The sequence below is a fragment of the Caballeronia sp. S22 genome (assembly GCF_964261745.1).
In the GTDB taxonomy this organism is placed as follows: domain Bacteria; phylum Pseudomonadota; class Gammaproteobacteria; order Burkholderiales; family Burkholderiaceae; genus Caballeronia; species Caballeronia jiangsuensis.
The window spans coordinates 367,550-394,382 of record NZ_OZ180035.1; the positions used below are offsets into that span (position 1 = coordinate 367,550).

Below are 26,833 nucleotides of genomic sequence, written 5' to 3' on the forward strand. Positions count from 1 at the left end.
TTTAAAAACTAACAGCCGATAAGTGTGGGCGCTTGATAGCGAGTGCGGTTTCAGTCTTTTTGGGCTGAGACAACAAGCAAAAGTATCAAGAGTCTCACACGAAGTATCAGAGGAAGGTTTTTCATCTTTGGATGAACAATCATCGTCAGAACGTTGAGTGAGCGACCGGTTTCTAACGGAACCGAAAAACAGTAACAGGTTTGAACTGAAGAGTTTGATCCTGGCTCAGATTGAACGCTGGCGGCATGCCTTACACATGCAAGTCGAACGGCAGCACGGGGGCAACCCTGGTGGCGAGTGGCGAACGGGTGAGTAATACATCGGAACGTGTCCTGTAGTGGGGGATAGCCCGGCGAAAGCCGGATTAATACCGCATACGATCTACGGAAGAAAGCGGGGGCTCCTTCGGGACCTCGCGCTAGAGGGGCGGCCGATGGCAGATTAGCTAGTTGGTGGGGTAAAGGCCTACCAAGGCGACGATCTGTAGCTGGTCTGAGAGGACGACCAGCCACACTGGGACTGAGACACGGCCCAGACTCCTACGGGAGGCAGCAGTGGGGAATTTTGGACAATGGGGGCAACCCTGATCCAGCAATGCCGCGTGTGTGAAGAAGGCCTTCGGGTTGTAAAGCACTTTTGTCCGGAAAGAAAACCTCTTGGTTAATACCTGAGGGGGATGACGGTACCGGAAGAATAAGCACCGGCTAACTACGTGCCAGCAGCCGCGGTAATACGTAGGGTGCGAGCGTTAATCGGAATTACTGGGCGTAAAGCGTGCGCAGGCGGTCTGTTAAGACCGATGTGAAATCCCCGGGCTTAACCTGGGAACTGCATTGGTGACTGGCAGGCTTTGAGTGTGGCAGAGGGAGGTAGAATTCCACGTGTAGCAGTGAAATGCGTAGAGATGTGGAGGAATACCGATGGCGAAGGCAGCCTCCTGGGCCAACACTGACGCTCATGCACGAAAGCGTGGGGAGCAAACAGGATTAGATACCCTGGTAGTCCACGCCCTAAACGATGTCAACTAGTTGTTGGGGATTCATTTCCTTAGTAACGTAGCTAACGCGTGAAGTTGACCGCCTGGGGAGTACGGTCGCAAGATTAAAACTCAAAGGAATTGACGGGGACCCGCACAAGCGGTGGATGATGTGGATTAATTCGATGCAACGCGAAAAACCTTACCTACCCTTGACATGGTCGGAAGTCTGCTGAGAGGTGGACGTGCTCGAAAGAGAACCGGCGCACAGGTGCTGCATGGCTGTCGTCAGCTCGTGTCGTGAGATGTTGGGTTAAGTCCCGCAACGAGCGCAACCCTTGTCCTTAGTTGCTACGCAAGAGCACTCTAAGGAGACTGCCGGTGACAAACCGGAGGAAGGTGGGGATGACGTCAAGTCCTCATGGCCCTTATGGGTAGGGCTTCACACGTCATACAATGGTCGGAACAGAGGGTTGCCAAGCCGCGAGGTGGAGCCAATCCCAGAAAACCGATCGTAGTCCGGATCGCAGTCTGCAACTCGACTGCGTGAAGCTGGAATCGCTAGTAATCGCGGATCAGCATGCCGCGGTGAATACGTTCCCGGGTCTTGTACACACCGCCCGTCACACCATGGGAGTGGGTTTCACCAGAAGTAGGTAGCCTAACCGCAAGGAGGGCGCTTACCACGGTGGGATTCATGACTGGGGTGAAGTCGTAACAAGGTAGCCGTATCGGAAGGTGCGGCTGGATCACCTCCTTTCTCGAGCTTCGCACGCAACATTAAGCGCTCACGCTTATCGGCTGTTGTTTAAGACAGGCTAAGGGTCTGTAGCTCAGTCGGTTAGAGCACCGTCTTGATAAGGCGGGGGTCGTTGGTTCGAATCCAACCAGACCCACCACCCGAAAAGCGTGCTGATGGGGCAACAGCTCATGGTCAGGCCACGTAGGGGGATTAGCTCAGCTGGGAGAGCACCTGCTTTGCAAGCAGGGGGTCGTCGGTTCGATCCCGTCATCCTCCACCAAGTCCTCAATGCACAGCGCTGAATGGCGATTCAACGTTGTGCATTGGCGACTATAGCCAGTTGATGCTGTTGGGTAGTGAAGTGACCCGATCGGCTAAACGTTCTTTAACAATCTGGAAGAAGTAGTAAAGAGATGCGCTGAAAGCACTTAGAGATGGGTGTGAGTAGGGGCATCAGGGTAGTGATTGTATCAAGTATGAAAAGGTAATCGAAAGATTGCTTTGGAATACGGCACAACGCGAATACTCAGCCTATGACGAGGGTGTTGCGAGACACACTCGTTATAGGGTCAAGCGAACAAGTGCATGTGGTGGATGCCTTGGCGATCACAGGCGATGAAGGACGCGGTAGCCTGCGAAAAGCGGTGGGGAGCTGGCAAACGAGCTTTGATCCACCGATATCCGAATGGGGAAACCCGGCCCGTATGGGTCATCCGTAACTGAATCCATAGGTTACGTGAAGCGAACGCGGTGAACTGAAACATCTAAGTAACCGCAGGAACAGAAATCAACCGAGATTCCCAAAGTAGTGGCGAGCGAAATGGGATCAGCCTGTACTCTTTATCTGAATTGTTAGTCGAACGCTCTGGAAAGTGCGGCCATAGCAGGTGATAGCCCTGTAGACGAAAACAGCTTGGAAGAACTAGGGGTACGAGAAGTAGGGCGGGACACGTGAAATCCTGTCTGAAGATGGGGGGACCATCCTCCAAGGCTAAATACTCGTGATCGACCGATAGTGAACCAGTACCGTGAGGGAAAGGCGAAAAGAACCCCGGGAGGGGAGTGAAATAGATCCTGAAACCGCATGCATACAAACAGTCGGAGCCTCGTAAGGGGTGACGGCGTACCTTTTGTATAATGGGTCAGCGACTTACGTTCAGTAGCGAGCTTAACTGATTAAGGCAGGCGTAGCGAAAGCGAGTCCGAATAGGGCGATCAGTTGCTGGGCGTAGACCCGAAACCAAGTGATCTATCCATGGCCAGGTTGAAGGTGCGGTAACACGTACTGGAGGACCGAACCCACTAACGTTGAAAAGTTAGGGGATGAGCTGTGGATAGGGGTGAAAGGCTAAACAAACTTGGAAATAGCTGGTTCTCTCCGAAAACTATTTAGGTAGTGCCTCGTGTATCACCTTCGGGGGTAGAGCACTGTCATGGTTGTGGGGTCCATTGCGGATTACTACGCCATAGCAAACTCCGAATACCGAAGAGTGCAATCACGGGAGACAGACATCGGGTGCTAACGTCCGGTGTCAAGAGGGAAACAACCCAGACCGCCAGCTAAGGTCCCAAAGATTGGCTAAGTGGGAAACGAAGTGGGAAGGCTAAAACAGTCAGGAGGTTGGCTTAGAAGCAGCCACCCTTTAAAGAAAGCGTAATAGCTCACTGATCGAGTCGTCCTGCGCGGAAGATGTAACGGGGCTCAAGCCAGTCACCGAAGCTGCGGATACACGTTGAAAGACACGTGTGTGGTAGGAGAGCGTTCCGTAAGCCTGCGAAGGTGCGTTGAAAAGCGTGCTGGAGGTATCGGAAGTGCGAATGCTGACATGAGTAGCGATAAAGGGGGTGAAAAGCCCCCTCGCCGTAAGCCCAAGGTTTCCTACGCAACGTTCATCGGCGTAGGGTGAGTCGGCCCCTAAGGCGAGGCAGAAATGCGTAGCTGATGGGAAGCAGGTCAATATTCCTGCACCATTGTTAGATGCGATGGGGGGACGGATCGCGGAAGGTTGTCCGGGTGTTGGACGTCCCGGTCGCTGCATTGGAGAAGGTGCTTAGGCAAATCCGGGCACATAATTCAAGGGTGTGGCGCGAGCTTCTTCGGAAGCGAAGCAATTGGAAGTGGTTCCAAGAAAAGCCTCTAAGCTTCAGTCTAATAGTGACCGTACCGCAAACCGACACAGGTGGGCGAGATGAGTATTCTAAGGCGCTTGAGAGAACTCGGGAGAAGGAACTCGGCAAATTGGTACCGTAACTTCGGGATAAGGTACGCCTCTGTAGCTTGACTGGCCTGCGCCAGAAGGGTGAAGAGGTTGCAATAAACTGGTGGCTGCGACTGTTTAATAAAAACACAGCACTCTGCAAACACGAAAGTGGACGTATAGGGTGTGACGCCTGCCCGGTGCCGGAAGATTAAATGATGGGGTGCAAGCTCTTGATTGAAGTCCCGGTAAACGGCGGCCGTAACTATAACGGTCCTAAGGTAGCGAAATTCCTTGTCGGGTAAGTTCCGACCTGCACGAATGGCGTAACGATGGCCACACTGTCTCCTCCCGAGACTCAGCGAAGTTGAAGTGTTTGTGATGATGCAATCTCCCCGCGGCTAGACGGAAAGACCCCATGAACCTTTACTGTAGCTTTGCATTGGACTTTGAACCGATCTGTGTAGGATAGGTGGGAGGCTATGAAACCGGAACGCTAGTTTCGGTGGAGCCGTCCTTGAAATACCACCCTGGTTTGTTTGAGGTTCTAACCTTGGTCCATTATCTGGATCGGGGACAGTGCATGGTAGGCAGTTTGACTGGGGCGGTCTCCTCCCAAAGTGTAACGGAGGAGTACGAAGGTACGCTAGGTACGGTCGGAAATCGTGCTGATAGTGCAATGGCATAAGCGTGCTTAACTGCGAGACCGACAAGTCGAGCAGGTGCGAAAGCAGGTCATAGTGATCCGGTGGTTCTGTATGGAAGGGCCATCGCTCAACGGATAAAAGGTACTCTGGGGATAACAGGCTGATACCGCCCAAGAGTTCATATCGACGGCGGTGTTTGGCACCTCGATGTCGGCTCATCTCATCCTGGGGCTGTAGCCGGTCCCAAGGGTATGGCTGTTCGCCATTTAAAGAGGTACGTGAGCTGGGTTTAAAACGTCGTGAGACAGTTTGGTCCCTATCTGCCGTGGGCGTTGGATATTTGAAGGGGGCTGCTCCTAGTACGAGAGGACCGGAGTGGACGAACCTCTGGTGTACCGGTTGTCACGCCAGTGGCATCGCCGGGTAGCTATGTTCGGAAGAGATAACCGCTGAAAGCATCTAAGCGGGAAACTCGCCTTAAGATGAGATATCCCCGGGGCTTCGAGCCCCTTGAAGGGTCGTTCCAGACCAGGACGTTGATAGGTCAGGTGTGTAAGTGCAGTAATGCATTGAGCTAACTGATACTAATTGCCCGTAAGGCTTGATCCTATAACCAGTGTGTTTCGCGATGATCGTCAGTGCTTCAGCACTTACGAGCTTCCCGCCCCCGTAGGGGGCGCCACTGGTTGAGTACCGTGTGTGCAACAGTCACCACCCGAATTCAATACTACTTCTTCCCAGATTGGTTGTAGCGCCCCACAGGCGATACAACAACAAGTCATGCCTGATGACCATAGCGAGTCGGTACCACCCCTTCCCATCCCGAACAGGACCGTGAAACGACTCCACGCCGATGATAGTGCGGATCACCCGTGTGAAAGTAGGTAATCGTCAGGCTCCTCATGCCGAAAACAAAAACCCCACCCCGCAAAGGTGGGGTTTTTGCGTTTCTGTCTTCACCTATAAGTGAGAGCATCGAATGTTTCGGAGCGTAAGAAGCGCTTGACAACGGCGTGTTGTTACCCCATAATCGATAGTTCTCTGCGGAGGGGTGCCCGAGTGGCTAAAGGGGGCAGACTGTAAATCTGTTGGCTTACGCCTACGTTGGTTCGAATCCAACCTCCTCCACCAGAATTCAAGCGGTAAGGGAATCCGGCCCTCGCGGGTGTAGCTCAATGGTAGAGCAGAAGCCTTCCAAGCTTATGACGAGGGTTCGATTCCCTTCACCCGCTCCAGTACCTGTTTTGTAGTGCCCATGTGGCTCAGTGGTAGAGCACTCCCTTGGTAAGGGAGAGGTCGGCAGTTCGATCCTGCCCATGGGCACCAGTTGTATCAGTCTAGTAAGTTGCGCGCGGCGCAAGGTGCGAAAATCCTGTTAGGAGTCGAAAATGGCCAAAGGTAAATTCGAGCGGACCAAGCCGCACGTGAACGTGGGCACGATCGGTCACGTTGACCACGGCAAGACCACGCTGACGGCAGCGATCACGACGGTTCTCACGCAGAAGTTCGGCGGCGAAGCGAAGGCGTACGACCAGATCGACGCCGCGCCGGAAGAAAAGGCGCGTGGTATCACGATCAACACCGCGCACGTCGAGTACGAAACGGCTAACCGCCACTACGCACACGTCGACTGCCCGGGCCACGCTGACTATGTGAAGAACATGATCACGGGCGCGGCGCAGATGGACGGCGCAATCCTGGTGTGCTCGGCCGCTGACGGCCCGATGCCGCAAACGCGCGAGCACATCCTGCTGGCCCGTCAGGTTGGCGTGCCGTACATCATCGTGTTCCTGAACAAGTGCGACATGGTGGACGACGCCGAGCTGCTCGAGCTCGTCGAAATGGAAGTGCGCGAGCTTCTGTCGAAGTACGACTTCCCGGGCGACGACACACCGATCATCAAGGGTTCGGCCAAGCTGGCGCTGGAAGGCGACAAGGGCGAGCTGGGCGAAGTGGCGATCATGAACCTGGCCGACGCGCTGGATTCGTACATCCCGACGCCGGAGCGCGCAGTTGACGGTTCGTTCCTGATGCCGGTGGAAGACGTGTTCTCGATCTCGGGTCGTGGCACGGTGGTGACGGGTCGTATCGAGCGCGGCGTGGTGAAGGTCGGCGAGGAAATCGAAATCGTCGGTATCAAGCCGACGGTGAAGACGACGTGCACGGGCGTGGAAATGTTCCGCAAGCTGCTCGACCAGGGTCAGGCAGGCGACAACGTCGGTATCCTGCTGCGCGGCACGAAGCGTGAAGACGTGGAGCGCGGCCAAGTGCTGTCGAAGCCGGGTTCGATCACGCCGCACACGCACTTCACGGCTGAAGTGTACGTGCTGAGCAAGGACGAAGGCGGCCGTCACACGCCGTTCTTCAACAACTACCGTCCGCAGTTCTACTTCCGTACGACGGACGTGACGGGCTCGATCGAGCTGCCGAAGGACAAGGAAATGGTGATGCCGGGCGACAACGTGTCGATCACGGTGAAGCTGATCGCTCCGATCGCCATGGAAGAAGGTCTGCGCTTCGCCATTCGCGAAGGCGGCCGTACCGTCGGCGCCGGTGTCGTGGCGAAGATTATCGAGTAAGAGCCAGAAATCTTCTCGATGGTTAGTGGTTTCGGGGTCGGCGAAGTCCGTCGACCCCAAATGGTTTAGGGGTATAGCTCAACTGGCAGAGCGTCGGTCTCCAAAACCGAAGGTTGGGGGTTCGATTCCCTCTGCCCCTGCCAACTTCTCGCGCCGAGTGGCGCTGTTTAAGGTGTTATGGCGAATCCTTCCGTCGAAACTGTAAATACTTCCGGCGACAAATTGATGTTGATGGCGGGCGTATTGTTGGTCTTGGCCGGGTTCGTTGGGTTCTTCTGGCTCTCTGGCCAAGAATGGTACGTCCGCGGCGCAGCGCTTGCTGTCGGTGTCATCGCGGGTGTCGCAGTCGGTCTTCTCTCTGCGCCGGGCAAAGGGTTCATCGCGTTCGCCAAGGACTCGTACAAGGAAGTCCGCAAGGTTGTCTGGCCAACTCGCAAAGAGGCCACTCAGACGACTCTGGTGGTCTTCGCGTTTGTTCTGATCATGGCCATTTTTCTTTGGCTTAGCGATAAGTCGATCGAATGGGTGATTTTCTCGGCGATTCTGGGTTGGAAATGATATGAGCGATACTCCGGCATCTCCGAGTGGAAAGCGTTGGTATGTGGTGCACGCCTACTCCGGCATGGAGAAGAGCGTGCAACGTGCGCTTCAGGAGCGCATCGACCGTGCGGGAATGCAAGATCAATTCGGTCAGATTCTTGTCCCGACGGAAGAAGTTGTTGAAGTGAAAGGTGGTCACAAGTCGGTCACGGAGCGTCGTTTCTTCCCGGGCTATGTCCTGGTCGAGATGGAAATGACGGACGAAACATGGCATCTGGTCAAGAATACGGCCAAGGTCACGGGTTTCGTCGGTGGCGCGCGTAACCGCCCGAGCCCCATCTCGCCGCGTGAAGTCGAAAAGATCATGTCGCAGATGCAGGAAGGCGTCGAAAAGCCGCGGCCGAAGACGCTGTTCGAGGTGGGCGAGATGGTCCGCGTGAAGGAAGGTCCGTTCACCGACTTCAATGGCAACGTCGAAGAAGTGAACTACGAAAAGTCCCGAGTTCGTGTCTCCGTGACGATTTTCGGGCGGTCGACACCTGTTGAGCTTGAGTTTGGTCAGGTCGAAAAGCTTTAATTTAGTACATCGCGCGTGGCTTCCGAGCCATCGCGCGATTCGCGCTTACGGTCCGCATCATGACCGTTGAGGAGCGTCAGTAGCCGGCAAGGGCGAACGCGCGCTATCACTCATCGGACGCTCACGCGTCCAGCAGAGGTTTTCAACATGGCAAAGAAAATCATCGGCTTTATCAAACTGCAGATTCCTGCAGGTAAAGCCAACCCGTCGCCGCCGGTCGGTCCGGCACTGGGCCAGCGTGGTCTGAACATCATGGAGTTCTGCAAGGCGTTCAACGCGCAGACTCAAGGTATGGAGCCGGGTCTGCCGGTGCCGGTCGTTATTACGGCATTTGCGGACAAGAGCTTCACCTTCATCATGAAGACGCCGCCGGCTACCGTTCTGATCAAGAAGGCTGCCGCGGTGCAAAAGGGTTCGAGCAAGCCGCACACCGACAAGGTCGGCAACATCACCCGCGCTCAAGCGGAAGAAATCGCAAAGACCAAGATGCCGGATCTCACGGCAGCTGATCTGGACGCCGCCGTGCGCACGATCGCCGGCAGCGCGCGTTCGATGGGCATCACTGTGGAGGGCGTGTAAATGGCTAAGCTTTCTAAGCGCCTTCAGGCATTCGCGAGCAAGGTTGATCGTCAAAAGCTGTACGCGATCGAAGACGCTCTGGCTCTCGTCAAGGAATGCGCGAGCGCGAAGTTTGACGAATCGATCGACGTCGCGGTTCAGCTCGGCATCGACGCGAAGAAGTCGGACCAAGTCGTTCGTGGTTCGGTGGTTCTGCCGGCTGGTACCGGCAAGTCGGTTCGTGTGGCAGTGTTCGCGCAAGGCGACAAGGCCGAGCAAGCTCGTGCGGCTGGCGCAGACGTGGTCGGCATGGAAGACCTGGCCGAGCAAGTCAAGGCAGGCAACCTGAACTTTGACGTCGTGATCGCTTCGCCGGACACGATGCGTGTCGTCGGTACGTTGGGTCAGATCCTCGGTCCGCGTGGTCTCATGCCGAACCCGAAGGTCGGCACGGTTACCCCGGACGTCGCTCAAGCAGTCAAGAACGCAAAGGCGGGTCAGGTTCAGTTCCGCGTCGACAAGGCCGGTATCATCCACGGCACGATCGGTCGCGCATCTTTCGAGCCGGCATCGCTGCGTCAAAACCTGGCGGCGCTGATCGAAGCGCTGCAAAAGGCGAAGCCGGCGACGAGCAAGGGCGTGTATCTGCGCAAGATCGCTGTGTCGAGCACGATGGGCGTTGGCGTTCGCGTGGATCAGGCCACGCTGGCGCAACAGTAAGAATTTCTGGCGCGGCCGCAAGGTCGCGCTATTAAAGGGCTTTGGGCGGTTGCAAGATTGCGGTTCCGGGTCGAGCAACCGGTTGTCAAAGACCGTTGGTGGTGATGCAGCAGGCAGGCAGCACCTTAATTCAAGCCAACGCAGATGGCGAACCCGAAACAGTTTTGCAGTGGTTGAAGTCGGTTGTCGATCATCCTGAATGATCACCGATCGATCGAAATACTCCTAACAGTCGGACGCCGTTGTCGAACGTGGTGCATGAGGGTTTGTGGCCCGAGTGCATCGAATCTGGAGGTTTAACCGTGCCACTGAACAAAGAAGATAAGCAGGCAGTCGTCGCTGAAGTCGCCGCGCAAGTCGCGAAGGCTCAGACGATGGTGCTCGCTGAGTATCGTGGGATCACGGTTGGCGATCTGACCAAGCTGCGCGCGAAAGCGCGTGAGCAACAGGTGTATCTGCGCGTGTTGAAGAACACGCTGGCGCGTCGCGCTGTCGAAGGTACCCCGTTCGCTCCGCTGGCTGAGCAGATGACTGGTCCTCTGATCTACGGCATCTCCGAAGATGCCATTGCCGCTGCCAAGGTCGTCAACGACTTCGGCAAGAGCAATGACAAGTTGATCATCAAGGCTGGTTCCTACGAAGGCAATGTGATGGACAAGGCAGGCGTGCAAGCGCTGGCCAACATCCCGAGCCGCGAAGAACTGCTCTCCAAGCTGCTGTTCGTCATGCAAGCACCTGTTTCCGGCTTCGCGCGCGCTTTGGCCGCGCTCGCCGAGAAGAAACAAGGCGAAGCTGCATAACGCACGCACTTGGGCACCAGTTGCTCAGTTAGGTATTAGCTAGATCGCTAGCTCGATCCGAATTCAATTTAGGAGTATTTCAAATGGCAATCGCAAAAGAAGACATCCTGGAAGCCGTTGGCTCGATGTCGGTTCTCGAACTGAACGAACTGGTCAAGGCGTTCGAAGAGAAGTTTGGCGTGTCGGCTGCTGCTGTCGCAGTTGCTGGCCCGGCTGGTGGCGGCGCAGCTGCTGCTGTCGAAGAGCAAACCGAGTTCACCGTGAACCTGCTCGAAGTCGGCGCAAACAAGGTCTCCGTGATTAAGGCTGTTCGCGAACTGACGGGTCTCGGCCTGAAGGAAGCGAAGGACCTGGTCGACGGCGCACCGAAGCCCGTCAAGGAAGCGGTGCCGAAGGCTGCTGCTGAAGAAGCGAAGAAGAAGCTGGAAGAAGCAGGCGCGAAGGCTGAAATCAAGTAAGTTTCATTGCGCCGTGCGAAGGCTGGCGGTTTTCCACCGCCGGCCTTTTTGTGCTTTGTGGGGACTGAGTTTTTATGCCTGCCGGCAGGTATAAAAGTCCTCACAGAAGCCAAAGCGAACGGTCGGATCGGTATGAATTTCCGGCGGTTCGCTTTGTCTTCTGAAGCGACTGCAGAAGGCAAGTTTGGTCGGGTAGCGGGAAACACAGGCATCCGCTGCCGTCAGCCAGCGGTTGGTAGCGGCCAACCACCAAGCTTCTAGGCTCGCGCGTCCTCCCCGGACATATGCGCGAGTCTCAGTCGGTGAACACCGGGCTGTGACACCGAGGTATCCCGCCTCGGTAACGCCCGCCGTGATTCGGAGATCGTATGCAATATTCCTTCACCGAGAAGAAGCGTATTCGCAAGAGTTTCGCGAAGCGCCCCATCGTTCACCAAGTTCCCTTTTTGCTGGCGACCCAGCTTGAATCATTCCAGACGTTTCTGCAAGCAGACACGTCGTCGTCGCAGCGCAAGTCAGAAGGCTTGCAGGCTGCGTTCACGTCTGTTTTCCCCATCGTTTCGCACAACGGCTTCGCGCGGCTCGAGTTCGTCAGCTACATGCTGTCGTCGCCCGCATTCAACATCAAGGAATGCCAGCAGCGCGGCCTGACGTACTGCTCGGCGTTGCGCGCAAAAGTGCGCCTGGTTCTGCTCGATAAGGAGTCGCCGAGCAAGCCGGTCGTCAAGGAAGTGAAAGAGCAGGAAGTCTACATGGGCGAAATTCCGCTCATGACGCCGACGGGCTCATTCGTCATCAACGGAACCGAGCGCGTGATCGTGTCGCAGCTCCACCGTTCGCCTGGCGTGTTCTTCGAGCACGACAAGGGCAAGACGCACAGCTCCGGCAAGCTGCTGTTCTCGGCGCGGATCATTCCTTACCGTGGCTCGTGGCTCGATTTCGAATTCGACCCGAAGGACGTGCTGTATTTCCGCGTCGACCGTCGCCGCAAGATGCCGGTCACGATTCTGCTGAAAGCGATCGGCATGACGCCGGAGCAGATCCTCGCGAACTTCTTCGTGTTCGACAACTTCGGCCTGATGAGCGAAGGCGCGCAAATGGAATTCGTTCCCGAGCGCCTGCGCGGTGAAGTCGCGCGCTTCGACATCCAGGATCGCGATGGCAATGTCATCGTCACGAAGGACAAGCGGATCAACGCGAAGCACATTCGCGACCTCGAAAACGCCAAGACGAAGTTCATCTCGGTGCCCGAGGAGTACCTGCTCGGCCGCGTGCTGGCGAAGAACGTGATCGACCCGGAAACGGGCGAAGTGATCGCGAACGCCAACGAGGAAATCACGGAAACGGTTCTCGAGAAGCTGCGCGAGGCGAAGGTCAAGGACATCCAGACGCTCTACACGAACGATCTGGATCAAGGCCCGTATATTTCGTCGACGCTGCGTATCGACGAAACCGCCGACAAGATGGCTGCGCGCATCGCGATTTATCGGATGATGCGTCCGGGCGAACCGCCGACCGAAGAAGCGGTCGAGGCGCTGTTCAACCGTCTGTTCTACAGCGAAGACGCGTACGACCTGTCGAAGGTCGGCCGTATGAAGTTCAACCGCCGTGTCGGTCGTGACGAAATCGTCGGCCCGATGACGCTGCAGGACGACGACATCCTCGCGACGATCAAGATCCTCGTCGAGTTGCGTAACGGCAAGGGCGAAGTGGACGATATCGACCACTTGGGCAATCGTCGCGTGCGTTGCGTCGGCGAACTCGCGGAGAACCAGTTCCGCGCGGGTCTCGTGCGCGTCGAGCGCGCGGTGAAGGAACGCCTCGGCCAGGCCGAAAGCGAAAACCTGATGCCGCACGACCTGATCAACTCGAAGCCGATTTCTTCGGCGATTCGCGAGTTCTTCGGTTCGTCGCAGCTCTCGCAGTTCATGGACCAGACCAACCCGCTGTCGGAAATCACGCACAAGCGTCGTGTTTCCGCACTGGGTCCGGGCGGTCTGACGCGCGAGCGCGCGGGCTTCGAAGTCCGCGACGTGCATCCGACGCACTATGGCCGCGTGTGCCCGATCGAAACGCCGGAAGGCCCGAACATCGGTCTGATCAACTCGCTCGCGCTGTATGCCCACCTGAACGAATACGGCTTCCTCGAAACGCCGTACCGCAAGGTCGTGGACAGCAAGGTGACCGACCAGATCGACTATCTGTCGGCAATCGAGGAAGGCCGTTACGTGATCGCTCAGGCGAACGCGGCAGTGGCCGACGACGGCACGCTGACCGACGAACTCGTGTCGTCGCGTGAAGCGGGCGAAACGCTGATGGTCACGCCGGACCGCATCCAGTACATGGACGTGGCGCCGTCGCAGATCGTGTCGGTGGCTGCATCGCTGATTCCGTTCCTCGAGCACGACGACGCGAACCGCGCGTTGATGGGCTCGAACATGCAGCGTCAGGCCGTGCCGTGTCTGCGTCCGGAGAAGCCGGTCGTCGGTACGGGCATCGAGCGTACGGTCGCGGTCGACTCGGGTACGACCGTGCAGGCGCTGCGTGGCGGTGTGGTGGATTACGTCGACGCGGGCCGTATCGTGATTCGTGTGAACGACGATGAAGCCGTTGCCGGTGACGTCGGCGTGGACATCTACAACCTGATCAAGTACACGCGTTCGAACCAGAACACGAACATCAACCAGCGTCCGATCGCGAAGGTTGGCGACAAGGTTTCGCGCGGCGACGTGCTGGCCGACGGCGCCTCGACGGATCTGGGCGAGCTCGCGCTCGGCCAGAACATGCTGGTCGCGTTCATGCCGTGGAACGGCTACAACTTCGAAGACTCGATCCTGATCTCGGAGAAGGTCGTCGCGGACGATCGCTACACGTCGATCCACATCGAAGAGTTGAACGTCGTTGCTCGCGACACGAAGCTCGGACCGGAAGAAATCACGCGCGACATTTCGAACCTCGCGGAAGTGCAGCTTGGCCGTCTCGACGAGTCGGGCATCGTGTACATCGGCGCAGAAGTGGAAGCGGGCGACGTGCTGGTCGGCAAGGTCACGCCGAAGGGCGAAACCCAGCTGACGCCGGAAGAAAAGCTGCTGCGCGCGATCTTCGGCGAGAAGGCATCGGACGTGAAGGATACGTCGCTGCGCGTGCCGTCGGGCATGAGCGGCACGGTCATCGACGTGCAGGTGTTCACGCGCGAAGGCATCACGCGTGACAAGCGCGCGCAACAGATCATCGACGACGAACTGAAGCGCTATCGCCTCGACCTGAACGACCAGCTTCGTATCGTGGAAGGCGATGCGTTCCAGCGTCTCGCACGCATGCTGAACGGCAAGGTCGCGAACGGCGGTCCGAAGAAGCTCGCGAAGGGCACGAAGATCGACCTCCCGTACCTCGAAGATCTCGACCACTACCACTGGTTCGACATCCGCCTCGCGGACGAAGAAGCAGCCGCGCAGCTGGAAGCGATCAAGGACTCGATCGAGCAGAAGCGTCACCAGTTCGACCTCGCATTCGAAGAGAAGCGCAAGAAGCTCACGCAAGGCGACGAACTGCCGCCGGGCGTGCTGAAGATGGTCAAGGTGTATCTCGCCGTGAAGCGTCGTCTGCAACCTGGCGACAAGATGGCGGGCCGTCACGGTAACAAGGGTGTCGTGTCGAAGATCGTGCCGATCGAAGATATGCCGTACATGGCCGATGGCCGTCCGGCCGACGTCGTGCTGAATCCGCTCGGCGTGCCGTCGCGGATGAACGTGGGTCAGATTCTCGAAGTGCATCTGGGCTGGGCCGCGAAGGGTCTCGGCTGGCGTATCGGCGAAATGCTGGCGCGTCAGACGAAGATCGAGGAACTGCGCCAGTTCCTGACGAAGATCTACAACGAGTCGGGGCGCAAGGAAGAGCTGGAAAGCTTCTCCGATGACGAAATCTTCGAACTCGCGAAGAACCTGCGCGAAGGCGTGCCGTTCGCAACGCCGGTGTTCGATGGCGCGACCGAAGAGGAAATGGGGCGTGCGCTCGATCTGGCGTATCCGGACGACATCGCCACGAACCTCGGCATGAACTCGTCGAAGAATCAGGTTCAGCTGCACGATGGTCGCACCGGCGAGCCGTTTGAGCGGAAAGTCACGGTCGGCTACATGCACTATCTGAAGCTGCACCACTTGGTCGACGACAAGATGCACGCGCGTTCGACCGGTCCGTACTCGCTCGTCACGCAGCAGCCGCTGGGTGGTAAAGCGCAGTTCGGTGGCCAGCGCTTCGGTGAGATGGAAGTGTGGGCGCTCGAGGCGTATGGCGCATCGTATGTGCTGCAGGAAATGCTGACGGTCAAGTCGGACGACGTGACGGGCCGGACCAAGGTTTATGAGAACCTGGTCAAGGGCGATCACGTGATCGACGCGGGCATGCCGGAATCCTTCAACGTGTTGGTGAAGGAAATCCGCTCGCTCGGTATTGATATCGATCTGGACCGCAACTAATCGGACTACGGAGAGAAAGCAATGAAAGCTCTGCTCGATCTATTCAAGCAAGTCCAACAAGAAGAAGTTTTTGATGCGATCAAGATCGGCCTCGCGTCGCCCGACAAGATTCGTTCTTGGTCGTTCGGTGAAGTGAAGAAGCCTGAGACCATCAACTACCGCACGTTCAAGCCGGAGCGGGATGGTCTGTTCTGCGCGAAGATTTTTGGTCCGATCAAGGACTACGAATGCCTTTGCGGCAAGTACAAGCGCCTGAAGCACCGTGGCGTGATCTGCGAGAAGTGCGGCGTCGAAGTGACGCTGGCGAAGGTGCGTCGCGAACGGATGGGCCACATCGAACTGGCCTCGCCGGTCGCGCACATCTGGTTCCTGAAGTCGCTGCCGTCGCGTCTGGGCATGGTGCTCGACATGACGCTGCGCGACATCGAGCGCGTGCTGTACTTCGAAGCGTACGTGGTCATCGATCCGGGCATGACGCCGCTGAAAGCGCGGCAGATCATGACCGAAGAGGATTACTACAACAAGGTCGAAGAGTACGGTGACGAATTCCGTGCCGAGATGGGCGCGGAAGGCGTGCGCGAGTTGCTGCGCGCGATCAACATCGACGAACAGGTCGAGATGCTGCGCACCGAACTCAAGAACACGGGTTCGGAAGCGAAGATCAAGAAGTACGCGAAGCGCCTGAAAGTGCTCGAAGCATTCCAGCGTTCTGGCATCAAGCCTGACTGGATGGTGCTCGAAGTGCTGCCGGTGCTGCCGCCGGAACTGCGTCCGCTGGTGCCGCTGGATGGCGGCCGTTTCGCGACGTCGGATCTGAACGACCTGTATCGCCGCGTGATCAACCGTAACAACCGGTTGAAGCGTCTGCTCGAACTGAAGGCGCCTGAAATCATCGTCCGCAACGAAAAGCGGATGCTGCAGGAAGCCGTCGATTCGCTGCTCGACAACGGCCGTCGCGGCAAGGCGATGACCGGCGCGAACAAGCGTCCGCTGAAGTCGCTCGCCGACATGATCAAGGGTAAGGGCGGTCGTTTCCGTCAGAACCTGCTCGGTAAGCGTGTCGACTACTCGGGCCGTTCGGTGATCGTGGTGGGTCCGACGCTCAAGCTGCATCAGTGCGGTCTGCCGAAGCTGATGGCGCTCGAACTGTTCAAGCCTTTCATCTTCAACAAGCTGGAAGTGATGGGCGTCGCGACGACCATCAAGGCCGCGAAGAAGGAAGTCGAGAACCAGACGGCGGTGGTGTGGGACATCCTCGAAGAGGTGATCCGCGAGCATCCGGTGATGCTGAACCGTGCGCCTACGCTTCACCGACTCGGCATTCAGGCTTTCGAGCCGGTGCTGATCGAAGGCAAGGCGATTCAGCTCCACCCGCTCGTCTGCGCGGCATTCAACGCCGACTTCGACGGTGACCAGATGGCCGTTCACGTGCCGCTGTCGCTCGAAGCGCAGATGGAAGCGCGCACGCTGATGCTGGCGTCGAACAACGTCCTGTTCCCGGCGAACGGCGATCCGTCGATCGTGCCGTCGCAGGATATCGTGCTGGGCCTTTACTACGCGTCGCGTGAAGCGATCAACGGCAAGGGCGAAGGCATGACGTTCACGGGCGTGTCGGAGGTGATCCGCGCGTACGAGAACAAGGAAGTCGAGCTGGCTTCGCGCGTCAACGTGCGTATCACCGAAATGGTGGCGAACGAGGACACGAGCGAAGGCGCGCCGGCGTTCGTGCCGAAGATCTCGCTGTATGCGACGACCGTTGGCCGTTCGATCCTGTCGGAGATTCTGCCGCCGGGACTGCCGTTCACGGTGCTGAACAAGCCGCTGAAGAAGAAGGAAATCTCGCGCCTGATCAACACGGCGTTCCGCAAGTGCGGTTTGCGCGAGACGGTGATTTTCGCCGACCAGCTGATGCAGATGGGCTTCCGCCTCGCAACGCGCGCCGGCATCTCGATTTGCGTGGACGACATGCTCGTGCCGCCGCAGAAAGAGACGATCGTGGGCGACGCCGCGAAGAAGGTGAAGGAGTACGACCGTCAGTACATGTCGGGTCTCGTCACCGCGCAGGAACGCTACAACAACGTGGTCGACATCTGGTCGGCGACGTCGGAAAGCGTCGGCAAGGCGATGATGGAGCAGCTCGCGACGGAACCCGTCACCGACCGTGACGGCAACGAAACGAAGCAGGAGTCGTTCAACTCCATCTACATGATGGCCGACTCGGGCGCTCGTGGTTCCGCGGTGCAGATTCGTCAGTTGGCCGGTATGCGCGGCCTGATGGCGAAGCCGGACGGCTCGATCATCGAGACGCCGATTACCGCGAACTTCCGCGAAGGCCTGAACGTGTTGCAGTACTTCATCTCGACCCACGGCGCTCGTAAAGGTCTGGCGGATACGGCACTGAAGACCGCGAACTCGGGTTACCTGACGCGTCGTCTCGTCGACGTGACGCAGGATCTGGTTGTCGTCGAAGACGATTGCGGCACGTCGAACGGCGTGGCGATGAAGGCGTTGGTGGAAGGCGGTGAAGTCGTCGAAGCGCTGCGTGACCGTATTCTCGGTCGCGTCGCGGTGGCGGACGTCGTCAATCCGGAAACGCAGGAAACGCTGTACGCGTCGGGCGATCTGCTCGACGAAGACGCGGTCGAGGAAATCGAACGCCTCGGCATCGACGAAGTGCGCGTGCGCACGCCGTTGACCTGCGAAACGCGCTATGGCCTGTGCGCCGCGTGCTACGGCCGTGACCTCGGCCGCGGTTCGCGCGTGAACGTCGGTGAGGCAGTCGGCGTGATCGCAGCTCAGTCGATCGGCGAGCCGGGCACGCAGCTGACGATGCGTACGTTCCACATCGGTGGTGCGGCATCGCGTGCGGCGGTTGCTTCGACGGTCGAAGCGAAGAGCAACGGTACGGTGCGCTTTACGGCGACGATGCGTTACGTCACCAACGCGAAGGGCGAGCAGGTCGTCATCTCGCGTTCGGGCGAGGCGATCATCGCGGACGACTTCGGTCGCGAGCGTGAGCGTCACAAGGTGCCGTACGGCGCGACGCTGCTGCAACTCGACGGCGCGCAGATCAAGGCCGGTGCGCAACTGGCTCAATGGGACCCGCTGACGCGTCCGATCATCACCGAGTGGGGCGGTACGGTGAAGTTCGAAAACGTCGAGGAAGGCGTGACGGTTGCGAAGCAGATCGACGATGTGACCGGTCTTTCGACCCTGGTCGTGATCGACGTGAAGCGTCGCGGCTCGCAAGCTTCGAAGAGCGTGCGTCCGCAGGTGAAACTGCTCGACGCGAACGGCGAGGAAGTGAAGATCCCGAACACCGAGCATTCGGTGCAGATCGGCTTCCAGGTCGGCGCACTGATCACCGTGAAGGATGGTCAGCAAGTGCAGGTCGGTGAAGTGCTGGCACGTATCCCGGTTGAAGCGCAGAAGACGCGTGACATTACCGGTGGTCTGCCGCGCGTGGCCGAACTGTTCGAAGCGCGCTCGCCGAAGGACGCCGGTATTTTGGCGGAAGTCACGGGCACGACGTCGTTCGGTAAGGACACGAAGGGCAAGCAGCGTCTCGTCATCACGGATCTCGAAGGCAATCAGCACGAGTTCCTGATCGCGAAGGAAAAGCAGGTGCTGGTGCACGATGGTCAGGTCGTCAACAAGGGCGAAATGATCGTCGACGGTCCTGCCGATCCGCACGACATCCTGCGTCTGCAGGGTATCGAGGCGCTGTCGCGCTACATCGTGGACGAAGTGCAGGACGTGTACCGTCTGCAGGGCGTGAAGATCAACGACAAGCACATCGAAGTGATCGTGCGTCAGATGCTGCGTCGTGTGCAGATCGTCGACAACGGCGATACGCGCTTCATCCCGGGCGAGCAGGTCGAGCGTTCGGACATGCTGGACGAAAACGACAAGATGATCGCGGAAGACAAGCGTCCGGCGTCGTACGACAACGTGCTGCTCGGTATCACGAAGGCATCGCTGTCGACCGACTCGTTCATCTCGGCGGCGTCGTTCCAGGAAACGACCCGCGTGCTGACTGAAGCGGCGATCATGGGCAAGCGCGACGATCTGCGTGGCCTGAAGGAAAACGTGATCGTCGGCCGTCTGATTCCGGCCGGTACGGGTCTCGCGTTCCACAAGGCACGCAAGGCGAAGGAATCGTCGGATCGCGAGCGTTTCGACCAGATCGCGGCCGAAGAGGCATTCGACTTTGGTACGCCGGAAACCCCGGCGGCGGAGCAGCAGCAGCCGCATACCAACGAGTAAGCGTCATTCGCTCGTAGTAGCCACGAACCGCTCAGCTTCGGCTGAGCGGTTTTTTTTCGGCTGTCGATTCCGCCTCGTTGCCTCCGTCATTTGGCTAACGCGCATTCTTGAGCGTCGGCGCGCGTGGATGCGTTGGTAGAATTCGTTATCTCTCACCGCAGTACGCACCCGTCTTCCATGTCCCGCCCACTCGAAATACTCAACGAAATCTTCGGCTATCCCGCATTTCGCGGACAACAGGCGGAGATCGTCGAGCATGTCGCGAACGGCGGCGATTCGCTCGTTCTCATGCCAACGGGCGGCGGCAAGTCGCTGTGCTATCAGATACCGTCCCTCGTGCGCAGCGAGGCCGGGCTCGGCGCGGGCATCGTGGTGTCCCCACTGATCGCGCTGATGCAGGATCAGGTCGCGGCCCTCAAGGAAGTCGGCGTGCGCGCCGCATATCTGAATTCGACCTTGTCGGGCGCCGAGGCCGCGGCCACCGAGCGCGCGCTGCGCGATGGCGACATCGATCTTCTTTACGTCGCGCCCGAACGCCTGATGACGCCGCGCTTTCTCGAACTGCTCGAACGCGCGCGCGTCGGACTTTTCGCCATCGACGAAGCGCACTGTGTGTCGCAGTGGGGGCACGATTTCCGCCCCGAGTACATTCAGCTTTCGGTGCTGCACGAGCGGTTTCCGGATGTCCCGCGCATCGCGCTCACCGCTACTGCCGACGCGATCACGCGCGATGAAATCGTCCATCGGCTCGCGCTCGACGATGCGCGCATCTTCGTATCCAGCTTTGACCGCCCGAACATTCGGTATCGCATCGTCGAGAAGGACAACGCGCGCTCGCAACTGCTCGACTTCATCCGGGCCGAGCATACGAACAAGGACGGCACGACCGATGCGGGCGTGGTGTACTGTCTGTCGCGGCGCAAGGTCGAAGAAACCGCGGAGTGGATGAAGGGCCACGGCATCCGCGCGCTGCCGTACCACGCCGGCATGGAGTTCGAGACGCGTCAAAAACATCAGGAGATGTTTCAGCGCGAGGAGGGCGTCGTCATGTGCGCGACGATCGCGTTCGGCATGGGCATCGATAAGCCGGACGTGCGATTTGTCGCGCATCTGGATTTGCCGAAGAGCGTCGAGGGCTATTACCAGGAAACGGGGCGCGCCGGCCGCGACGGTCTACCGGCGAACGCGTGGATGGCGTACGGACTGGGCGACGTCGTGCAGCAGCGCAAGATGATCGACGAATCCGAAGCCGACGACGCACACAAGCGCGTGCAGACCGGCAAACTCGATGCGCTGCTGGGTCTGTGCGAGGTGGCGTCGTGTCGTCGCGTGCGTCTGCTTGCGTACTTTGGTGAGAGCAGCAAGCCGTGCGGCAACTGCGATACGTGTCTCGAGCCGCCCGCGTCCTTCGATGCCACACGCGAGGCGCAAATGGCGCTGTCGTGCGTGTATCGCGCGCAGAAGGCGAGCGGATTTCGTTTTGGCGCGGGCCATCTCATCGATATCCTGCGCGGCACCCGCAGCGAGAAAGTCCTGCAGCGCGGACACGAGAAGATTTCGACCTTCGGTGTGGGCGCCGCGCTTTCCGAACCCGAGTGGCGCGCCGTGTTCCGGCAGCTCGTGGCGTTCGGCTATCTTGCCGTCGATCACGACGGTTTTGGCGCGCTCGTGCTGACCGACGCCAGCAAGCCTGTCCTGAAGGGCGAAGAGCACGTCACGTTGCGCAAATACGTAAAGCCGACTCGAGCACGTCAGTCTTCCAGTCGCACAGGCGAGCGCGCGGATCCGACCGCCGGCATGTCAGCCCGCGAAAAGGCCCGTTGGGAGCGTCTGCGCAGCTGGCGCGCGGAGACCGCAAAGAGCGACGGTGTGCCGGCCTACGTCATTTTCCATGACGCCACGCTCGCCGAGATCGTCCGCAGCGATCCCGATACGATCGACGATCTGCGCCACATTCCTGGCATCGGCGTGCGCAAACTGGAACGCTTCGGTGACGAATTGCTCGCCGTCGTCGGTTCCGATTGATGCCACGCATGCGAAAAGCCCTCGAAATTGTCGCAACGTATTGACCCGATTGCGATTTTCGGAATATCATGCTTGGTTCTCGTTCTTGGTCCGCCTTCGGAACCGGCTTAGTCCCGGGTGGAACCGGCTTAGTCCCGGGTGCGGAAAGCGGAATTCATCGACGAGATCGTCAAACGCGCAATTGTCTTCGCTTTGCCCGAAAGAATTGCGCGGATTCTGTTCATTTTTAGGATTAAACAATGCCAACCATCAATCAACTGGTTCGCAAAGGCCGCGCGTCGGAAACGACGAAGAGCAAGTCGCCGGCCCTGCAGGACTGCCCTCAGCGTCGTGGCGTGTGCACTCGCGTGTACACCACGACGCCGAAGAAGCCGAACTCGGCACTTCGTAAAGTTGCCAAGGTTCGTCTGACGAACGGCTTCGAAGTCATTTCGTACATCGGCGGTGAAGGCCACAACCTGCAAGAGCACTCGGTTGTGCTGATCCGCGGCGGCCGTGTGAAGGACTTGCCGGGTGTGCGTTACCACATGGTTCGCGGCTCGCTGGATACCCAGGGCGTCAAGGACCGTAAGCAAGCTCGCTCGAAGTACGGTGCGAAGCGCGCAAAGGCCGGCAAGTAAGTCTCGGTCGAAAGTAAGAGTCAGGTCGCCGCAAGGCGGTTTAGGCGGTGGTGCCGGAAGTGCCGGTGCTGTCGAGTAAGTGGTCACCCGGCCAAGCTGGTTTAGTCGAATAGATGGATCGGGTTTGTTGGTGGCCGCGGAGTTGAAAGCCAACTCCAACTGAAAAAGTAAAGGAAGAATCATGCCGCGTCGTCGCGAAGTCCCCAAGCGGGAAGTGTTGCCGGATCCGAAGTTCGGTAACGTAGATGTAGCCAAGTTCATGAACGTGCTGATGCTCTCCGGCAAGAAGTCGGTTGCCGAGCGTATCGTGTACGGCGCTTTTGAACAGATCCAGACCAAGGGTGGCAAGGACCCGCTGGAAGTGTTCACGGTTGCGCTCAACAACGTGAAGCCGGTGGTCGAAGTGAAGAGCCGTCGCGTTGGTGGTGCCAACTATCAGGTTCCGGTCGAAGTGCGTCCCTCGCGTCGTATGGCATTGGCGATGCGTTGGTTGCGTGAAGCCGCGAAGAAGCGCAGCGAAAAGTCGATGGCCCTGCGTCTGGCAGGTGAACTCTCCGAAGCGGCTGAAGGCCGCGGCGGCGCGATGAAGAAGCGCGACGAAGTTCACCGCATGGCAGAGGCCAACAAGGCATTCTCGCACTTCCGTTTCTAAGCTCCCGCTCGTAGAGCAAACGGAAAAATCAGGGCGGGTGCGCTACTCCAGGCGCCTCGCCCGTTTGTGTTAGGGCGCGCTCGCACTCGCTGGCGCGTCGACCGAAAAAGGATCCAAAGTGGCTCGCAAGACACCTATCGAGCGCTACCGCAATATCGGTATCAGCGCTCACATCGACGCCGGCAAAACGACGACGACCGAGCGCATTCTGTTTTACACGGGCGTGAACCACAAGATCGGTGAAGTTCACGACGGCGCAGCAACGATGGACTGGATGGAGCAGGAGCAGGAGCGCGGCATCACCATCACGTCGGCTGCTACCACGGCCTTCTGGAAGGGCATGGGCGGCAACTATCCCGAGCACCGCATCAACATCATCGACACCCCGGGGCACGTCGACTTCACGATCGAAGTGGAGCGCTCGATGCGCGTTCTCGACGGCGCGTGCATGGTCTACTGTGCAGTGGGCGGCGTGCAGCCGCAGTCGGAAACCGTGTGGCGTCAGGCTAACAAGTACAAGGTTCCCCGTCTCGCGTTCGTCAACAAGATGGACCGTACCGGCGCGAACTTCTTCAAGGTCTACGACCAGTTGAAGACGCGTCTGAAGGCGAACCCGGTTCCCGTCGTGGTGCCGATCGGCGCTGAAGACACGTTCACGGGCGTGGTCGACCTGATCAAGATGAAGGCGATCATTTGGGACGAAGCGTCGCAAGGCACGAAGTTCGACTACGTCGATATCCCGGCTGAACTCGTCGACACGTGCAACGAGTGGCGCGAGAAGATGATCGAGTCGGCTGCCGAAGCTACCGAAGAGCTGATGGAAAAGTACCTCGGCGGCGAAGAGCTGACCGAAGCGGAAATCGTCAAGGCGATCCGCGACCGGACCATCGCGTGCGAAATTCAGCCGATGCTGTGCGGCACTGCGTTCAAGAACAAGGGCGTGCAGCGCATGCTCGACGCCGTGATCGACTTCCTGCCGTCGCCGATCGACATTCCGCCTGTTACGGGCGAACTCGAGAGCGGTGAGAAGGGCGAGCGTCGTGCAGCCGACGACGAGAAGTTCTCGTCGCTGGCGTTCAAGATCATGACGGACCCGTTCGTCGGTCAGCTGATCTTCTTCCGCGTGTACTCGGGCGTTGTGAATTCGGGTGACACCGTGCTGAACGCGACCAAGGACAAGAAGGAACGCCTCGGCCGTATTCTGCAGATGCACGCCAACCAGCGCGAAGAAATCAAGGAAGTGCGCGCGGGCGATATCGCGGCGGCAGTCGGTCTGAAAGAAGCGACCACCGGCGACACGCTGTGCGATCCGCAACACCCGATCGTGCTCGAACGCATGATTTTCCCGGAGCCGGTGATTTCGCAGGCAGTTGAGCCGAAGACGAAGCCTGACCAGGAAAAGATGGGTCTGGCGCTGAACCGTCTGGCACAGGAAGATCCGTCGTTCCGCGTGCAAACGGACGAAGAATCGGGCCAAACCATCATTTCGGGCATGGGCGAGCTCCACCTCGAAATTCTGGTAGACCGTATGCGCCGCGAATTCGGCGTGGAAGCGACTGTCGGCAAGCCGCAGGTTGCTTACCGCGAGACGATCCGCAGCAAGGCGGAAGACGTCGACGGCAAGTTCGTCAAGCAGTCGGGTGGTCGCGGCCAGTACGGTCACGCGGTCATTACGCTCGAGCCGAACGAGCAGGGCAAGGGCTACGAGTTCCTGGACGAGATCAAGGGCGGCGTGATTCCGCGCGAATACATCCCGGCCGTGGACAAGGGTATCCAGGAAACGCTGAAGTCGGGCGTGCTGGCTGGCTTCCCGGTGGTCGACGTGAAGGTTCACCTGACGTTCGGTTCGTACCACGACGTCGACTCGAACGAAAACGCGTTCCGCATGGCCGGTTCGATGGCCTTCAAGGAAGCAATGCGCAAGGCAAGCCCGGTCATCCTCGAACCGATGATGGCTGTGGAAGTCGAAACGCCGGAAGACTACATGGGCAACGTGATGGGCGACCTGTCGGGCCGTCGCGGTATCGTCCAGGGCATGGAAGACATGATTGGCGGCGGCAAGATCGTTCGCGCCGAAGTGCCGCTGTCGGAAATGTTCGGCTACTCGACGTCGCTGCGTTCGCTGACGCAGGGCCGTGCCACGTACACGATGGAGTTCAAGCACTACTCCGAAGCTCCGCGTAACGTCGCCGAAGCGATCATCAACGCCAAGGGTAAGTAATACCCGCAAGTAATTCGGCGCAAGCCACAAGCTTTAACCGATAACCAAACTTTGAAAGAAGGTAATCATGGCAAAAGGTAAATTCGAGCGGACCAAGCCGCACGTGAACGTGGGCACGATCGGTCACGTTGACCACGGCAAGACCACGCTGACGGCAGCGATCACGACGGTTCTCACGCAGAAGTTCGGCGGCGAAGCGAAGGCGTACGACCAGATCGACGCAGCGCCGGAAGAAAAGGCGCGTGGTATCACCATCAACACCGCGCACGTCGAGTACGAAACGGCTAACCGCCACTACGCACACGTCGACTGTCCGGGCCACGCTGACTATGTGAAGAACATGATCACGGGCGCAGCGCAGATGGACGGCGCAATCCTGGTGTGCTCGGCCGCTGACGGCCCGATGCCGCAAACGCGCGAGCACATCCTGCTGGCCCGTCAGGTTGGCGTGCCGTACATCATCGTGTTCCTGAACAAGTGCGACATGGTGGACGACGCCGAGCTGCTCGAGCTCGTCGAAATGGAAGTGCGCGAGCTTCTGTCGAAGTACGACTTCCCGGGCGACGACACGCCGATCATCAAGGGTTCGGCCAAGCTGGCGCTGGAAGGCGACAAGGGCGAGCTGGGCGAAGTGGCGATCATGAACCTGGCCGACGCACTGGATTCGTACATCCCGACGCCGGAGCGCGCAGTTGACGGTTCGTTCCTGATGCCGGTGGAAGACGTGTTCTCGATCTCGGGTCGTGGCACGGTGGTGACGGGTCGTATCGAGCGCGGCGTGGTGAAGGTCGGCGAGGAAATCGAAATCGTCGGTATCAAGCCGACGGTGAAGACGACGTGCACGGGCGTGGAAATGTTCCGCAAGCTGCTCGACCAGGGTCAGGCAGGCGACAACGTCGGTATCCTGCTGCGCGGCACGAAGCGTGAAGACGTGGAGCGCGGCCAAGTGCTGTCGAAGCCGGGTTCGATCACGCCGCACACGCACTTCACGGCTGAAGTGTACGTGCTGAGCAAGGACGAAGGCGGCCGTCACACGCCGTTCTTCAACAACTACCGTCCGCAGTTCTACTTCCGTACGACGGACGTGACGGGCTCGATCGAGCTGCCGAAGGACAAGGAAATGGTGATGCCGGGCGACAACGTGTCGATCACGGTGAAGCTGATCGCTCCGATCGCCATGGAAGAAGGTCTGCGCTTCGCCATTCGCGAAGGCGGCCGTACCGTCGGCGCCGGTGTCGTGGCGAAGATTATCGAGTAAGATATCGGGCTTGCTCGATTGAAGTTGCAGTAATGCTGTAAAAACAGGGACCGGACGCTCGCCCTCAGCGAGCGTCCGGTCCCACGCTCTTTTGCCAGATGTGCGGTGCAATACCGCCTCGCTCTTTTCAAGGAATTGTCATGCAAAACCAGAAAATCCGTATTCGTCTGAAGGCTTTCGACTATCGCCTGATCGATCAATCGGCAGCCGAAATCGTCGATACCGCGAAGCGGACTGGCGCGATCGTCCGTGGTCCGGTGCCGCTGCCGACGCGTATTCAGCGTTTTGACATCCTGCGTTCGCCGCACGTCAACAAGACGTCGCGCGATCAGCTCGAAATCCGTACCCACCAGCGCCTGATGGATATCGTCGATCCGACGGACAAGACCGTTGACGCGCTGATGAAGCTCGATCTGCCCGCTGGCGTCGACGTCGAGATCAAGCTGCAGTAAGTGCCGAAAGGTGTCTGGCGTGCCTGCAGGTGCCTCAGAACATGCTAAGTCTTTGATTGCTTGCGGGAT

The 26,833-nt window shown here is 58.7% G+C and carries 15 protein-coding genes, 6 tRNA genes and 3 rRNA genes; all 24 read left to right on the plus strand.

All coding sequences use genetic code 11. From position 1 onward, the window contains the following. The first annotated feature begins 202 nt into the window (after positions 1-202). The 24 genes from ACEN42_RS01725 to rpsJ all read left to right on the plus strand — a co-directional run bounded on the left by ACEN42_RS01725 (position 203) and on the right by rpsJ (position 26,764). Positions 203-1,736, plus strand: a 16S ribosomal RNA gene (locus ACEN42_RS01725). 62 nt (positions 1,737-1,798) lie between these two features. After that, positions 1,799-1,875: transfer RNA gene (locus ACEN42_RS01730), tRNA-Ile, on the plus strand. A gap of 47 nt (positions 1,876-1,922) precedes the next feature. Beyond that, positions 1,923-1,998, plus strand: a tRNA-Ala gene (locus ACEN42_RS01735). Positions 1,999-2,285: 287 nt separating this feature from the next. Beyond that, a 23S ribosomal RNA gene (locus ACEN42_RS01740) occupies positions 2,286-5,172 on the plus strand. A 174-nt stretch (positions 5,173-5,346) separates the two neighbouring features. Beyond that, a 5S ribosomal RNA gene (gene rrf, locus ACEN42_RS01745) occupies positions 5,347-5,460 on the plus strand. The 16S, 23S and 5S rRNA genes sit together here with 5 tRNA genes alongside, the layout of an rRNA operon. 148 nt (positions 5,461-5,608) lie before the next feature. Further along, positions 5,609-5,694: transfer RNA gene (locus ACEN42_RS01750), tRNA-Tyr, on the plus strand. 30 nt (positions 5,695-5,724) lie between these two features. After that, positions 5,725-5,798: transfer RNA gene (locus tag ACEN42_RS01755), tRNA-Gly, on the plus strand. Between the two features lie 16 nt (positions 5,799-5,814). Continuing rightward, positions 5,815-5,889 (plus strand) — tRNA-Thr (locus tag ACEN42_RS01760). Between the two features lie 62 nt (positions 5,890-5,951). Continuing rightward, a complete protein-coding gene (tuf, locus tag ACEN42_RS01765) occupies positions 5,952-7,142 on the plus strand; it encodes an elongation factor Tu (RefSeq protein ID WP_250484237.1) in 1,191 nt (396 codons plus the stop codon). 67 nt (positions 7,143-7,209) lie between these two features. Beyond that, positions 7,210-7,285 (plus strand) — tRNA-Trp (locus ACEN42_RS01770). Between the two features lie 34 nt (positions 7,286-7,319). Beyond that, positions 7,320-7,700 carry a preprotein translocase subunit SecE gene (gene secE / locus ACEN42_RS01775; RefSeq protein ID WP_371880508.1) on the plus strand — a complete coding sequence of 127 codons (381 nt, stop codon included), beginning with the start codon at positions 7,320-7,322 and terminating at the stop codon, positions 7,698-7,700. Between the two features lies 1 nt (position 7,701). Then, complete coding sequence (gene nusG, locus ACEN42_RS01780) at positions 7,702-8,259, plus strand: transcription termination/antitermination protein NusG (RefSeq protein ID WP_187609765.1); 558 nt, start codon at positions 7,702-7,704, stop codon at positions 8,257-8,259. A gap of 147 nt (positions 8,260-8,406) precedes the next feature. Then, positions 8,407-8,838, plus strand: a complete 432-nt coding sequence (gene rplK / locus ACEN42_RS01785) for a 50S ribosomal protein L11 (protein ID WP_008343796.1) — start codon at positions 8,407-8,409, stop codon at positions 8,836-8,838. Beyond that, positions 8,839-9,537 carry a 50S ribosomal protein L1 gene (gene rplA / locus ACEN42_RS01790; RefSeq protein WP_238295825.1) on the plus strand — a complete coding sequence of 233 codons (699 nt, stop codon included), beginning with the start codon at positions 8,839-8,841 and terminating at the stop codon, positions 9,535-9,537. It begins immediately after the preceding gene. A 302-nt stretch (positions 9,538-9,839) separates the two neighbouring features. Continuing rightward, complete coding sequence (gene rplJ, locus ACEN42_RS01795; protein ID WP_034473109.1) at positions 9,840-10,337, plus strand: 50S ribosomal protein L10; 498 nt, start codon at positions 9,840-9,842, stop codon at positions 10,335-10,337. A gap of 83 nt (positions 10,338-10,420) precedes the next feature. Next, complete coding sequence (rplL, locus tag ACEN42_RS01800; RefSeq protein ID WP_035511392.1) at positions 10,421-10,795, plus strand: 50S ribosomal protein L7/L12; 375 nt, start codon at positions 10,421-10,423, stop codon at positions 10,793-10,795. A gap of 368 nt (positions 10,796-11,163) precedes the next feature. After that, positions 11,164-15,270: a DNA-directed RNA polymerase subunit beta gene (rpoB, locus tag ACEN42_RS01805; protein ID WP_035511394.1), complete on the plus strand. Its 4,107-nt coding sequence runs from the start codon at positions 11,164-11,166 to the stop codon at positions 15,268-15,270. Positions 15,271-15,291: 21 nt separating this feature from the next. Continuing rightward, complete coding sequence (gene rpoC, locus ACEN42_RS01810; protein WP_187609762.1) at positions 15,292-19,536, plus strand: DNA-directed RNA polymerase subunit beta'; 4,245 nt, start codon at positions 15,292-15,294, stop codon at positions 19,534-19,536. Between the two features lie 177 nt (positions 19,537-19,713). After that, the gene (gene recQ, locus ACEN42_RS01815; RefSeq protein WP_371880509.1) at positions 19,714-21,561 is read left to right on the plus strand and encodes a DNA helicase RecQ; all 1,848 of its coding nucleotides are present in this window, start codon (positions 19,714-19,716) and stop codon (positions 21,559-21,561) included. Positions 21,562-21,800: 239 nt separating this feature from the next. After that, entirely contained in the window at positions 21,801-22,181 is a 381-nt protein-coding gene (rpsL, locus tag ACEN42_RS01820) for a 30S ribosomal protein S12 (RefSeq protein ID WP_006998493.1), read from the plus strand. A gap of 181 nt (positions 22,182-22,362) precedes the next feature. Next, the gene (rpsG, locus tag ACEN42_RS01825; RefSeq protein WP_006053291.1) at positions 22,363-22,833 is read left to right on the plus strand and encodes a 30S ribosomal protein S7; all 471 of its coding nucleotides are present in this window, start codon (positions 22,363-22,365) and stop codon (positions 22,831-22,833) included. Between the two features lie 118 nt (positions 22,834-22,951). Further along, positions 22,952-25,054, plus strand: coding sequence for an elongation factor G (gene fusA / locus ACEN42_RS01830; protein WP_371880510.1), 2,103 nt, complete (start codon positions 22,952-22,954; stop codon positions 25,052-25,054). Between the two features lie 67 nt (positions 25,055-25,121). Next, on the plus strand, positions 25,122-26,312 hold the full coding sequence (gene tuf, locus ACEN42_RS01835) for an elongation factor Tu (RefSeq protein WP_250484237.1): 1,191 nt from the start codon (positions 25,122-25,124) through the stop codon (positions 26,310-26,312). A gap of 140 nt (positions 26,313-26,452) precedes the next feature. After that, a complete protein-coding gene (gene rpsJ, locus ACEN42_RS01840; protein ID WP_006998489.1) occupies positions 26,453-26,764 on the plus strand; it encodes a 30S ribosomal protein S10 in 312 nt (103 codons plus the stop codon). Positions 26,765-26,833 lie beyond the last annotated feature (69 nt).

Coding starts and splice junctions, on each gene's coding strand:
- rpsG (WP_006053291.1), top strand. CDS start 22,363: ATGCCGCGTCGTCGCGAAGTCCCCAAGCGGGAAGTGTTGCCGGATCCG.
- nusG (WP_187609765.1), top strand. CDS start 7,702: ATGAGCGATACTCCGGCATCTCCGAGTGGAAAGCGTTGGTATGTGGTG.
- rplK (WP_008343796.1), top strand. CDS start 8,407: ATGGCAAAGAAAATCATCGGCTTTATCAAACTGCAGATTCCTGCAGGT.
- rpoB (WP_035511394.1), top strand. CDS start 11,164: ATGCAATATTCCTTCACCGAGAAGAAGCGTATTCGCAAGAGTTTCGCG.
- rpsL (WP_006998493.1), top strand. CDS start 21,801: ATGCCAACCATCAATCAACTGGTTCGCAAAGGCCGCGCGTCGGAAACG.
- rpoC (WP_187609762.1), top strand. CDS start 15,292: ATGAAAGCTCTGCTCGATCTATTCAAGCAAGTCCAACAAGAAGAAGTT.
- tuf (WP_250484237.1), top strand. CDS start 5,952: ATGGCCAAAGGTAAATTCGAGCGGACCAAGCCGCACGTGAACGTGGGC.
- rplA (WP_238295825.1), top strand. CDS start 8,839: ATGGCTAAGCTTTCTAAGCGCCTTCAGGCATTCGCGAGCAAGGTTGAT.
- tuf (WP_250484237.1), top strand. CDS start 25,122: ATGGCAAAAGGTAAATTCGAGCGGACCAAGCCGCACGTGAACGTGGGC.
- rplL (WP_035511392.1), top strand. CDS start 10,421: ATGGCAATCGCAAAAGAAGACATCCTGGAAGCCGTTGGCTCGATGTCG.
- rpsJ (WP_006998489.1), top strand. CDS start 26,453: ATGCAAAACCAGAAAATCCGTATTCGTCTGAAGGCTTTCGACTATCGC.
- recQ (WP_371880509.1), top strand. CDS start 19,714: ATGTCCCGCCCACTCGAAATACTCAACGAAATCTTCGGCTATCCCGCA.
- secE (WP_371880508.1), top strand. CDS start 7,320: ATGGCGAATCCTTCCGTCGAAACTGTAAATACTTCCGGCGACAAATTG.